The following is a 12378-nucleotide window of genomic DNA, read 5'->3' on the forward strand; positions in this document are numbered from 1 at the left end:
CTATGCCTATTGTACCAATAAAAGAGGGAAAAGGCAATGGAAATTAAATCTTACAAAAAGAAAAATGGTGATACTGCCTACGGGTTTAGGATTTATGTAGGCAAGGAAAACGGAAAAGATAAGTATGTAAAGCGTCAAGGATTTCCAACCAAAGCAAAGGCACGGGCAGCGCTCTTGCAACTTCAAGACGATTTGGAAAATGGGGAGCGAACAAAAAAAGATATCACAGTTGAAGAGGTAGCAAAGAAATGGCTCAAAGAGTATGCTGACACTGTTCAGGATAGCACCTATATCAAGACTGAAAGGAATATCAAAAATCACATCTATCCTGTTTTTGGGAATCAAAAAATAGCTTCTATCACTCCTCTTCAGTTGCAAGAACAGATCAATGAATGGTCTAGAAAATTAGTGTATGGGCGCAAGCTGAAAGGTCTGATGAATAACATTTTCAAGTATGCCATCCGTTATGGTTATATTTCAACCAATCCTGTTGATAGTGTCACCACTCTTGTCAAAAAAGAGACCGATTCTTCTAGTGATTTCTATGATAAAGATGAGTTAAAAGCATTCATGAAATTAGTGGATGATATGGATGATTTGAGAAAGAAAGTCATGTTTCGTCTTCTTGCGTTCACAGGGGCCAGGAAAGGGGAGATTTTGGCTCTCAAATGGACTGACTGGATAGATAATACCTTAAACATAAACAAGGCCATTACAAGGGGTTTTGAGGGCGAATCTGTGGGGGCTACTAAAAATAAGAGTAGTGTCCGACTAATTAGCCTTGATCAAAGAACAATTGATCTGCTGTCAGAGTATAGAGAAATGAATCCTGCTACCACTTTCATCTTTGAAAGCCCTGAAGGAAAGCCTATTCCAAGTTCACTACCAAGGAAGTGGCTTTTGCAAATTATAAAAGGGACAAATGTCAAGCCTATCAAAATACATGGCTTCAGACATACACATGCCAGCTTGTGCTTTGAAGCAGGAATGACATTGAAGCAGGTCCAGCATCGTCTTGGTCATTCCGATCTAAAGACAACCATGAATGTATACACACATATAACAAAGCAAGCCAAAGATGATATTGGTGAGAAATTTGCTAATTATATAGATTTTTAAATATTTCAGCATCAAGACAGACTCTTTTCAAAAAAGGGTCTGTTTTTGGGTCTGTCCATTTCAAAAAGGTATGGGAAAGAATAGAAAATATAAAAATAAAAAACGTTGAATCATCAACGTTTTAAGAAGTTTTAATAAGTTTCAAAAAGTATATATGGAGCCGGTGGGAGTCGAACCCACGTCCAAACACCTGCCAGCATATTTGTCTACAACCATAGGTTATGTCTTAGTTTAACAGCTACATGACACATAACTCAAGTCCTGTACCTGCGAGTCTATCAATCTCTTATCTAACTTCTAGACAAAGTTAGATCGTATCTCGCTAAAATTAAGACCTGTCATCAAACACGAGCGATTCGAATCGGGTCACGCCTGCTGGTGTTTAGGCAGCTAAAGCGTAAGAATTATTATTTTTTGCAGTTATATTTAACTGGCGTTTTACATCCGCTAGATGAGTTGCAAAATATACCTCATAATGCCTGTCGAATCCGTAACGACCCCAAAACGAATACAATTAGTATATCAAAATGTAGCTAAAAATGCAAAAGAAAAAAATTGAACAAGAAGGCTTCCACTGGGAAGCTCCTTGCTCAATTTGCTGTTATTATTGAAGATTCAACTTGTACTTGCTGATGTAGTGAATGGTGAAGTACATAGAAACAATCTTAATAACTTCATAAATGAGACCTGGGATGAAGTTTGGTCCAAAATCATCAATATTTCCATAAACCAATGCATATCCGACAGCATATGAATCTTTTAATGGATTGACTGCTGTACCTATGATACTTAACACAATACACAAGAGAAAGAAAAACAGAATAGCCTTCAATCCACGACGATTTTGGAACAGTTGGCCAAGTGCGATTGATACATAAAATAGTAAGATTCCTGAAGCTGTGGTAAAAATCCACCAGATGATAATCCAATAAGCAATAGAATGACTAAAAGCCTCAGCGATAATACTAAATACAGGAGAGAGGTCTTGTCCAATGACAGCGCCCATCACAAGTATTGTGATAAAACCACTAAAAAATAGAAGGAATAGGCAGTAAAGACTCGCTACTAAAGCTCCCACAAATTTAGACAAAATGATCGCATGAGGGCTAGCTGGAAGGGTCCAGGTCAAGTAACCTTCACGTCCGTATAAGTTGGAATAGAAACGACGAATAATAATATAGTAGTTACTAAGATAAAGACCAATGACTCCTCCAAAAATGAGAATCCCAAGAGTCCCCGTTATGATTTGCATACTATTGGTTTCCATATCCACAAAACCGTTTGTAGCACTTCCACCAATAACACCTGTAATCACTGACAAACCTAGTGCGATCAGGGTGATCAATAAATACCACTTAGCTGTCGATTTAAATTCATATTTTAATAATTTACCAAACATGGGGTCCTCCTAATAAACACGGAATTGATCACGGAAGATCTCATCGATTGATTTTCCGTGTTGATTGCGCAAAACAGTCGTATTTTCATGCAAGAGGATTCTTCCTTGGTTGATGAAAATCGCTTCATCCAAAACTTGCTCAATATCCGCAATCAAGTGAGTAGAAATCAAGACAGAAGAGTTTGGACGTCTGTTTTGAATAATGGTCCGCAAAATATAATCACGCGCCGCTGGGTCAACCCCACCGATTGGTTCATCAAGGACATACAAGTCCGCTTCACGGCTCATCACCAAAATCAATTGCACTTTTTCCTTGTTCCCTTTTGAAAGGCTGTTCAATTTTTGATTTGGATGCAAATGCAAATCGTTGAGCAATTGGTAAGCTCGTTGGACATTAAAATCTGCATAAAAATCTTGGAAATAGCTAATAGCATCACTAATTTTTATATTTTCACTCAGATAAGTCGTATCCGGTAAATAGGAAACAACTTTTTTAGAAGCTGGGGATGGTAATTGACCATGAATATAGATATTTCCAAGGCTTGGTTGCAACAAACCATTAATCAATTTAATGATGGTTGTTTTCCCGCTACCATTAGGCCCCAAAAGGCCAATAATACGGCCAGGTTGGATGTTCAAACTAACATCCATGAGAGCAACTTCATGCCCATAATTCTTTGTCACATGGTCCAAGTAGACCAAAGGATACTGATTCATGTAAATCTCCTTTATTTTCTATTTATGCTATTATACCTTGTCCTCTTGATGATTGCAACTTTATCTGAAAATTTGCTAAGAATTTGAAAATGGTTGTTCAAAAATACAGGTGTAAACAAATCAGAGGTTAGGGAAGCCCCTAACCTCTGATTTGTTTTGATGAATAGAATTTTTAACTAATTCCAAGTGCGATCCGGGCATAACGGCTCATCTTTTCAACCGTCCAAGCAGGGTACCAGACCAACTTCACATCCACTGATGTCACTTCTTCTACTTCTGCTAAAACATCATGAATTTGATCTGTCAGAAGATCCGCTAATGGACATCCCATGGTCGTTAGCGTCATATCAATAATGGTCGCTCCAGTTTCACCATCAAAATGGATCTCGTAAACAAGACCTAAATTAACAATGTCAATCCCAAGCTCAGGATCGATTACCTCTTCCAAAGCATTTAAGATTTTATTTTTAATTTCTTCAATTTGCTCAGTTGTATATGCCATATGACACTTCCTTTTTGTGCTATTATCATTCGATATACTAGGTTTATAAAACTCACTAAACCTTGCTATGTTCTCATATCTTGGTGACCGTTAAAAATGTCCACTGGACCTGGGTCGCTTCTTCATTTCTAAGCGACCGTTAAAAATGTCCACTGGACCTGGGTCGCTTCTTCATTTCTAGGCGACCGTTAAAAATGTCCCCCGGACATTCCTCGCTTCCGAATTTCTCAGCTCGGGTTAAAAAGATCCACAGGATCTTTTTAATCCTCAATAAAATCACGCAATGGTTTGCTTCTGCTTGGGTGGCGGAGTTTGCGGAGGGCTTTGGCTTCGATCTGACGGATCCGTTCACGGGTCACGTTGAAGACTTTACCCACATCTTCCAAGGTCCGCATTTTTCCATCATCCAAACCGAAACGTAAACGAAGGACGTTTTCTTCACGGTCTGTCAGGGTATCGAGGACTTCATCTAATTGTTCACGTAGAACAACACGAGTGGTGTAGTCTACTGGATTTTCAATCACTTCATCTTCGATGAAATCTCCCAAATGGCTATCGTCTTCTTCCCCGATTGGCGTTTCCAAAGAAACAGGCTCTTGGGCAATCTTCAAGATTTCACGCACCTTATCAGGCGTCATATCCATGCGTTCAGCGATTTGTTCAGGGGTTGGGTCTTGTCCCAATTCTTGCAAGAGATTGCGTTGTTCACGAACCAACTTGTTAATGGTTTCCACCATGTGAACAGGGATCCGAATGGTCCGTGCTTGGTCTGCAATGGCACGAGTGATAGCCTGACGAATCCACCAAGTAGCATAGGTAGAGAACTTGAACCCTTTGGTATAGTCAAACTTATCAACGGCCTTCATCAAGCCCATATTTCCTTCTTGGATCAAATCCAAAAATTGCATTCCACGACCAACGTAACGTTTCGCAATGGATACAACCAAACGAAGGTTGGCTTCTGCAAGACGTTGCTTAGCTTCCAAATCACCTTGTTCCACTAGTATAGCCAATTCTTGTTCTTCTTCATTGGTCAAAAGAGGAACAACCCCAATTTCTTTCAAGTACATCCGTACTGGGTCGTTGACCTTGGCAGAATTGCTTCCAAGCAATTCCTCATCTGACAATTCTGGCTCTTCTTCATTGTTCAACACACGCGCACTTGGGTTGCCGTCTTTATCAGTGATCGAAATCCCTGCATCTTGAATACGTTGCAAAAGATCTTCAATCCCATCTGCATCGAGTGTGAATGGAATAACCAATTGGTCATTAATTTCATCGTCTGTTGCAGTTCCGCTTTTCTTGTGGCTGCGAATAAATTCTGCAATTTGAACGTCCAATGTTGTAATATCTTTTTGTTCTTTAGCCATTCTTACTCCATTCTTCTTTTTTGAGCGATTAAACGCTCGAGTTCCAATAAAGCTTTTTCCGCATCCCCTATTGAGGAAGCTTCCTTCACTTTATTTCCAATTTGTTGACTTTCTTTGCGAAGAAGCTCACGATTCCGTGTCGCTTCTACTTCTTCTAACTCACCATCTGCTATCTCATCTGGTAAATCTTCTTCTAACATGCGGTACCAGGCGTGCTGGACCCCTTCAGGCTGCTCAGATAAATCCTGAGAGGTGACTTCTCCATTTTGACAGAGCAATTGATACAAGATCTGTAACTCCGGCGTGTCAAAGGCAAAATCAGGTCGCAAACGGTAATCATTGAGCACCATTGGAAAATCCTTCATCCTACTTAACAAATGATTTTCTGCCTTGATCAAGCGCGTCATCCCACGATTCGGCAAGAGCTCTACTGAAAAATGCGATGTTTTAGATCGTCCACCACTTTGAGCCTCCTGCCGTTGTTGCAAACGACTATTATTGACAATCTGCTCAATCTGCAAGTAATCAAAGTCCGGCAATAAATCGGCCAACTTATAAATATAGGTGTTTTGCGCTGTAATGGAGCGCGTCTGGGCGATCATCGGTGCCAGCTTTTCGACAAACTCAATTTGGGCTTGCAAGTTCTCAATATACTGGGGTTTCCAGTAGTGCATCAAGAATTCAACCTTACTAATCCGAGAATTCTTCAAGAGGGTAGCTAGATCTTCTGGGGACGTCTTTTTGAGGTACTCATCAGGGTCCATCTGATCAGGGATACGGACGATCTCCAACTCCAGATCCTGCAAGACATCCAAGGCCTTAGCTGTTGCTTCAAGTCCTGCCTTATCCCCATCATAGGTCAAGATGACCTTTTTGGTAAAATGAGACAGGTGCTGGACATGCTCTGGTGTCAAGGCTGTCCCCATAGAGGCGACTGCATTTTCTATCCCAGCTCGATAAGCCGCAATGACATCCATAAAGCCTTCCATGATATACATTTCATGTTGCTTTTTGGCGCTCGTCTTGGCTTGATCCAAATGATAGAGTTCATAACTTTTATTAAATAGACGGGTACTACGACTATTCTTGTACTTGGCTTGATGACTGCCATCATCCGTCATTTTCCACAGCCTACCAGAAAAGGCAATGACCCGTCCACTATCATCCGTCAAGGGAAACATGATCCGATCCTGAAAGGCATCAAAAACCGTTCCTGCATCTGAGATTGTAAACAAACCTGAATCGGTAATGACTTTCTCAGAGAATTTCTCAGAGAGATTGCGATAGAGGTAATTTCCTTCTGCAGGTGCTAAACCCAATTGAAAATGTCGGATCACTTCATCCGTCAGACCACGTTCATGCAGATAGTGTCGCGCTTCTTCCCCCATCTTAGTCGTCATCAAAATCGCCTGATAAAACTTACTAGCTTCCTGATGAATCTCATAAAGTTCTTGGTTTGGATTGACAGACGCTGATTGGGCAGGTCTTGCCTGGTACTGAAGCGCAATGCCAGCCTTGTCTGCTACGATCTGGACCGCATCCATAAAGGCGACTCCACGGTAGTCCTCAATAAACTTAAAGACATCTCCAGAGCGACCACATCCGAAGCAATGGTAAAACTGCTTGTCTTCAACGACATTAAAGGAAGGAGTCTTTTCACCATGAAAAGGACAAAGGCCTAAAAAGTTACGGCCAGCCTTGGTCAAAGAAACAACTTCTCCAATGACTTCAACAATGTTTACACTGTTTTTAATTTCTGCAATCAGCTCTTTATCAACCATAAACAGTGCCTCCATTTTACCATAGATTATCACTTTATATTTTATACTAAAAGTTAGTAAAAGTAAATTTTTTCCTACCGATTTCAAACAGAAAAGAAAAGATTTTCAACCTTTATCACTAATTTTAAGAAAATTAGGCATATTTCTTGTCAGTCGCATATTTTTCCGTTATACTATCATAGTAAAAAATTATTATGAAAGGACATATATAGGATATGTTAAAAGAATTGAAAGCTTTCCTCCTTCGTGGAAACGTTGTTGACCTTGCTGTTGCAGTGATTATCGGGGCTGCATTTGGTGCCATCGTGACATCACTTGTTAACGATATCATCACACCACTTATTTTGAACCCAGCTTTGAAATCTGCTGGTGTTGATAAAATCGCCGAATTGTCATGGAACGGTGTTGCTTACGGTAGCTTCTTGAGCGCAGTAATCAACTTCATCGTCATCGGAACTGTTCTCTTCTTTATCGTTAAAGCTGCTGAAAAAGCACAGAACCTTGGTAAAAAAGAAGAAGCTGTCGAAGAAGAAGCTCCAGCTCCTACTCAAGAAGAGTTGCTTGCTGAAATCCGCGACTTGCTTGCAAACAAATAATCAGATAAAAAGATCCGATCTTCTAGCTGGAAGGTCGGTTTTTTTGTCTTTGATGGATGAGAAAAAACAAAAAACAGACCGAAGTCTGTTTCTGTATTCAATTAGAATTTTTTACGTTTACGAGCTGCTTCTGATTTACGTTTACGTTTTACAGAAGGTTTTTCATAGAATTCACGTTTGCGTGTTTCTTGAAGAGTACCAGCTTTAGTAACCGCACGTTTGAAACGACGAAGAGCATCGTCAAGAGATTCATTCTTACGTACTACTGTTTTTGACATATTTTTCACTCCCTTCAAGCCTAAAATCTTAATTATTTTATCATACTTTAAAGGTGCTGTCAAGATCTTTTGAAACTTTTCTAGCCTTCCTAGCCTTCATGCTATTTCTTTTTCCGACTTTTTCATTCTTCCTATTTTATGATACAATGGAAACAAAGAAAACCCTGAAGGAGATACCATGTCAGAAATTTATGATATTACGATTGTTGGGGGCGGACCAGTTGGTCTGTTTGCTGCTTTTTATGGCAATATGCGCCAAGTTAAAGTCAAACTGATTGATTCCTTACCTCAACTTGGAGGACAACCAGCCATTCTCTATCCAGAAAAAAGTATCCTCGATGTACCCGGATTTACCAATTTAACAGGTGAAGAATTGAGCAACCGCTTGATCGAGCAAGTCAAACGATTCGATACACCGATCTTCCTCAATGAAACTGTAGAGGATATTCAAAAAGAGGGCGACCTCTTCACTATCACTACTTCTCGCCAAGTGCATCAGTCTAAAGCCGTCATCATTGCCATGGGTGGCGGTGCCTTTAAACCACGTGCTCTTGATATCGAGGGGGCTGAAGACTTTGATAACGTCCACTACCACGTATCAAATATCCAACAATATGAAGGACAGCAGGTGACCGTCCTTGGTGGGGGGGACTCTGCTGTGGACTGGGCTCTTGCTTTTGACAAGATTGCTCCAACTACAATCGTTCACCGTCGGGACAACTTCCGTGCCTTGGAACATAGCGTAGAAGAGCTCAAACAATCTTCTGTCAGCATCAAAACACCATTTGTTCCTAGCCGCTTGATTGGCGAAAATGGTCATGCCACTCATCTTGAAATCACAAAAGTCAAATCCGATGAAACCGAACTTATCCCGATTGATCACTTATTTGTCAACTATGGTTTTAAATCTTCTATCGGAAACTTGAAAGAATGGGGTGTAGAATTGCAACGCCATAAAATCAAGGTGAACCAAAAACAAGAAACCAGCCTTCCTGGAATTTATGCCTGTGGAGACTGCTGCTTCTACGAAGGAAAGATTGATCTCATCGCTACAGGTCTGGGGGAAGCTCCAACAGCTGTAAACAATGCCATCAACTACATCTATCCAGATAAGAAAGTCCAACCAACGCACTCAACTAGTTTATAATAAAAAAGGCCTTTGGCCTTTTTTATTTGTCTAAATCGTCTGCGATCTTATTGATCTTACGTAAGCGGTGGTTAACACCGCTTTTTGAAATAGGTTGTTGCAAACTATCAGCGATCTGCTGGATAGAATAATCTGGATGATTCATCCGGATATAGGCAACTTCTTGCAGGTCACTTGGTAAACTTCCTAGACCAACCGTATCCACAATTTTACTGATATTATTGATGGTTTTCATACTGGCTGTGACTGTGCGCTGGATATTGGCCATCTCGGCATTATTAGCCCGATTGAGGTCATTGCGCGTCTCTCTCATGACCTTGATGGACTCAAATTCTTGCATGGCTTGCATGGCCTCTACTACAATTAGAAAATCAATAATATCTTCCGCTCGTTGCAAATAGGTTACGACACCCTTTTTACGCTCGATGGTTTTCGCATCTAGTAAAAATCCTTGCATGAGAAGAGCAATTCCTTCCGCGTGGTCTGTATAAACAGAATGAATTTCCAGCTGGTACTTCCCTTTTTCAGGATCTTTTATCGAACCACTCGACAGAAAAGCTCCTCGAAGATAAGCACGGCTAGCTGCTTCATCTTCTAAAACACTAGCATCAATGCCTGTCTCAATCCCAAAGAAGGCATCTGCCAAATGCAAGTCAGCTAAAATTTCTTCTACCTTTTCATCCAAGAATACTGTGTAGACACGATTCTTTTTCAAATTGGTTTTTTGATGGTGGCGAATATCTGATTTGGCCTCATAAAAATGATGCAATAATTCATAGATATGGCGAGCGATCTTGGCATTTTCTGTCGTTACCGAGAGCGTCAAGCCGCCCATTGATATGCCGAGGCTCCCAGACATCTTGATAATAGCAGCTAATTCACTCTTTTCAAATCGCTTGAGAGACAATAATTCTTCTTTGACACGAACCGTAAAACTCATTTTCTCACCTGCACGATCTGCATCAGCTCTTCGACCACTTTTTCACCATCATGAAAAGCTCCCCCGTTGACCAGCTTTAAGAAATCGGAAGAAATCACTTGGGGAACTTGCGAGTGCAAGCCCTTAAAATCATGCTCTACCTGGACCAAGTATTCATCAAATTTATTGCTGTTCATATAAGCTGCGGGAACCTGATTGATATTGACAAGGACGGTGTCGATGAACTTTTCTCCCAAGTGCTTGTGAAGCACGGCCACGTGGTCACTATCTGTGAAATGCTCGGTTTCTCCTCTTTGGGTCATGATGTTACAAACATAGGCTACCTGAGCCTTGGTTTCAAGGATGGCTTTCCCAATCTCATCGATCATCAAATTAGGAAGGATCGAGGTAAAGAGCGAACCAGGACCCAAGACAACCATATCACTTTCAAGAATAGCTTCCACCACTTTCTTACTAGCTTTTGGCCGCTCTTGATCGAAGGTATTGGTCACATAGACATGATCAATCATGCCAGTGTAGTTAGCAATGTGGCTTTCTCCTACCACTTCTTTTCCATCTTGAAAGACGGCATGAAGGGTCAAGGGACTATCACTGGAAGGATAGATCTTGCCGGTCGTATGAAAGAACTTGGTTAACAATTGCATGGCATTATAGGTCGAGCCTTGCATCTCTGAAATCCCTGCAATGATCAAGTTTCCCAAAGGGTGACCGGCCAAAGGGCCATCATCGTCAGCAAAGCGGTATTGAAAGACCTTCTCATAAAAACGAGGCATATCTGACATGGCAACCAGCACATTTCGAAGATCTCCAGGTGGTGTCAATTTTTGGATGTTCTTCCGCAATTCACCTGAACTCCCGCCATCATCTGCAACGGTTACGATGGCAGTGATGTCGACCGGTTTCTTTCTCAGACTATCGAGGATAACAGAAATTCCTGTTCCTCCTCCAATAACGGTTACTTTAGGTTTTCTCATGAGCGATTCACCGTTTCTTTCCGTCTGTCCTTGTCTCTATGACTGCAATTGACTTGCCAATTTTTTTCTAAATCATGCGCTAAGCGCTCTGCAAAGGCTACTGAACGGTGTTGCCCACCGGTACAGCCCATAGCGATGGTGAGAACGGATTTACCCTCCCGTTTATAAGACGGTAAAATAGGAACGATCAAGTCATGGAGGTGACGATAAAAGTCCTCTGATTCAGGGTGATCCATGACGTAATCATAGACAGCTAGATCTTGACCGGTTAAATTCCGAAGTTCCAATTTGTAGTAGGGGTTTGGAAGGAAACGCACGTCAAAGACAAGGTCAGCATCGATCGGAAGGCCATATTTAAACCCAAATGACATGACCTCAACCCGAAAATCTGGCTGATTATCTTGACTGGCAAATTGTTCTGCGATCGTTTTTCTCAAATTACGAGGCGTCAACTCAGTCGTATCCACCACATTTTGACTGATATTTTTTAATGGTGACAAGAGTTCGCGCTCTAAGGCAATCCCATCCAAGACACGGCCATCTGCCGCTAGTGGGTGACTACGACGAGTTTCCTTGTATCGTGCTACCAACTCACTGTCAGTGGCATCCAAGAACAAGACCTTGAAATCGAGGTCTTCTTGGTTATCCAATTCATCCAAAATGGTGCGAATTTCATTGAAAAAAGAACGGCTCCGCATGTCCACAACAACGGCTAATTTATTGTTATCGGGACTGTGGCGCATGAGCTCAATAAATTTCAGCAAGAGCGCCGGTGGCATATTATCGATGGTAAAGTAACCCAAATCCTCAAACGATTGGATGGCGACGGTCTTTCCAGCACCGCTCATCCCTGTTACCATGACCAGTTGAATCTTACTTTCTGTCATTTTCTCCTCCCATAAATAAAACAGAGTGGCCTACAGTTTCCTGCTCTCCACTCTGTCTTTTTTGTCTTTGAATGGTTATTAGGCTTTGATTTCCGCAATAACTTCAATTTCAACCTTCACATCACGTGGCAGGCGTGCTACTTCAACAGCAGACCGAGCTGGAAACTCTGTAGTAAAGACTGTTTTATAGACCTCATTAAAAGGTACAAAGTCATTCATATCACTTAAGAAACAAGTGGTTTTCACCACGTGGTCGAAGTCTGTCCCAGCCTCTTCCAAAATAGCCCCAATGTTCTTTAAGACTTGCTCTGTTTGTTCTTGGATGGTTTCGCCAATGATTTCGCCTGTTTCAGGTGACAAGGGAACTTGTCCGCTTGCAAAGAGAAGATTCCCTACAATTTTCCCTTGAACATAAGGTCCAATTGCTGCGGGTGCTTTATCTGTATGAATTGTTTTTGCCATAGTATTCTCCAAGTCTATTTACTTCTGCTGGTTTTCTTTTGCTAATTTTTCCCTTTGTAAGCGTAATTTGCGCTTAGGATTTAGCGTATTAAAGAGTTCTTCTAGTTTTTCAGCATTCCAAACATCGGCTGCTGAAACAAAATTTCCATTTTCATCTCGAAAAGATATTGGTTTATCTCCCACTGAAAAAGCCTCACTTCTTATTT

Annotated in this window: 14 protein-coding genes and 1 other RNA gene; 3 read left to right on the plus strand and 12 right to left on the minus strand. The window is 41.1% G+C overall.

The window, feature by feature from the left end:
• Positions 1 to 36 precede the first annotated feature (36 nt).
• Positions 37 to 1119: a site-specific integrase gene (locus PCY11_RS02235; RefSeq protein ID WP_301362408.1), complete on the plus strand. Its 1083-nt coding sequence runs from the start codon at positions 37 to 39 to the stop codon at positions 1117 to 1119.
• Between the two features lie 152 nt (positions 1120 to 1271).
• Here the strand turns inward: PCY11_RS02235 and ssrA are convergent.
• From ssrA to dnaG, 6 genes are all read right to left on the minus strand, one after another.
• Positions 1272 to 1620: a transfer-messenger RNA gene (gene ssrA, locus PCY11_RS02240) on the minus strand.
• A gap of 103 nt (positions 1621 to 1723) precedes the next feature.
• Positions 1724 to 2518, minus strand: a complete 795-nt coding sequence (locus PCY11_RS02245) for a hypothetical protein (RefSeq protein WP_070666232.1) — start codon at positions 2516 to 2518, stop codon at positions 1724 to 1726.
• Between the two features lie 9 nt (positions 2519 to 2527).
• On the minus strand, positions 2528 to 3235 hold the full coding sequence (locus PCY11_RS02250) for an ABC transporter ATP-binding protein (RefSeq protein WP_223141196.1): 708 nt from the start codon (positions 3233 to 3235) through the stop codon (positions 2528 to 2530).
• 172 nt (positions 3236 to 3407) lie between these two features.
• The gene (locus PCY11_RS02255) at positions 3408 to 3737 is read right to left on the minus strand and encodes a metal-sulfur cluster assembly factor (protein ID WP_004220168.1); all 330 of its coding nucleotides are present in this window, start codon (positions 3735 to 3737) and stop codon (positions 3408 to 3410) included.
• A gap of 260 nt (positions 3738 to 3997) precedes the next feature.
• Positions 3998 to 5107 (minus strand): RNA polymerase sigma factor RpoD, encoded by a 1110-nt coding sequence (rpoD, locus tag PCY11_RS02260; protein ID WP_003003251.1) that lies wholly within the window; start codon positions 5105 to 5107, stop codon positions 3998 to 4000.
• 2 nt (positions 5108 to 5109) lie between these two features.
• Positions 5110 to 6888, minus strand: coding sequence for a DNA primase (dnaG, locus tag PCY11_RS02265; RefSeq protein ID WP_201089780.1), 1779 nt, complete (start codon positions 6886 to 6888; stop codon positions 5110 to 5112).
• 215 nt (positions 6889 to 7103) lie between these two features.
• Between dnaG and mscL the strand changes: the two genes are divergently transcribed.
• Entirely contained in the window at positions 7104 to 7484 is a 381-nt protein-coding gene (gene mscL, locus PCY11_RS02270; RefSeq protein WP_201089782.1) for a large conductance mechanosensitive channel protein MscL, read from the plus strand.
• 101 nt (positions 7485 to 7585) lie between these two features.
• On the opposite strand, the gene rpsU is transcribed toward mscL, so the two are convergent.
• A complete protein-coding gene (gene rpsU, locus PCY11_RS02275; RefSeq protein ID WP_000048054.1) occupies positions 7586 to 7762 on the minus strand; it encodes a 30S ribosomal protein S21 in 177 nt (58 codons plus the stop codon).
• A 178-nt stretch (positions 7763 to 7940) separates the two neighbouring features.
• Here rpsU and PCY11_RS02280 point away from each other — a divergent pair, with 178 nt between their 5' ends.
• Complete coding sequence (locus PCY11_RS02280; RefSeq protein ID WP_024055510.1) at positions 7941 to 8909, plus strand: NAD(P)/FAD-dependent oxidoreductase; 969 nt, start codon at positions 7941 to 7943, stop codon at positions 8907 to 8909.
• Positions 8910 to 8931: 22 nt separating this feature from the next.
• Here the strand turns inward: PCY11_RS02280 and whiA are convergent, their stop codons facing one another.
• The 5 genes from whiA to PCY11_RS02305 form a co-directional block, all read right to left on the minus strand.
• Complete coding sequence (gene whiA / locus PCY11_RS02285; RefSeq protein ID WP_049474808.1) at positions 8932 to 9849, minus strand: DNA-binding protein WhiA; 918 nt, start codon at positions 9847 to 9849, stop codon at positions 8932 to 8934.
• Positions 9846 to 10823: a YvcK family protein gene (locus PCY11_RS02290; RefSeq protein ID WP_003017791.1), complete on the minus strand. Its 978-nt coding sequence runs from the start codon at positions 10821 to 10823 to the stop codon at positions 9846 to 9848. The genes whiA and PCY11_RS02290 overlap by 4 nt, the downstream gene beginning before the upstream one ends.
• The gene (gene rapZ, locus PCY11_RS02295; protein ID WP_070845442.1) at positions 10820 to 11710 is read right to left on the minus strand and encodes an RNase adapter RapZ; all 891 of its coding nucleotides are present in this window, start codon (positions 11708 to 11710) and stop codon (positions 10820 to 10822) included. The genes PCY11_RS02290 and rapZ overlap by 4 nt, the downstream gene beginning before the upstream one ends.
• A 78-nt stretch (positions 11711 to 11788) precedes the next feature.
• On the minus strand, positions 11789 to 12172 hold the full coding sequence (locus tag PCY11_RS02300) for a RidA family protein (protein WP_003006514.1): 384 nt from the start codon (positions 12170 to 12172) through the stop codon (positions 11789 to 11791).
• Between the two features lie 18 nt (positions 12173 to 12190).
• Positions 12191 to 12355: a hypothetical protein gene (locus PCY11_RS02305; RefSeq protein WP_003006512.1), complete on the minus strand. Its 165-nt coding sequence runs from the start codon at positions 12353 to 12355 to the stop codon at positions 12191 to 12193.
• Between the last annotated feature and the right edge of the window lie 23 nt (positions 12356 to 12378).

The sequence above is a fragment of the Streptococcus sp. SP8 genome (assembly GCF_030440045.1).
In the GTDB taxonomy this organism is placed as follows: domain Bacteria; phylum Bacillota; class Bacilli; order Lactobacillales; family Streptococcaceae; genus Streptococcus; species Streptococcus parasanguinis_I.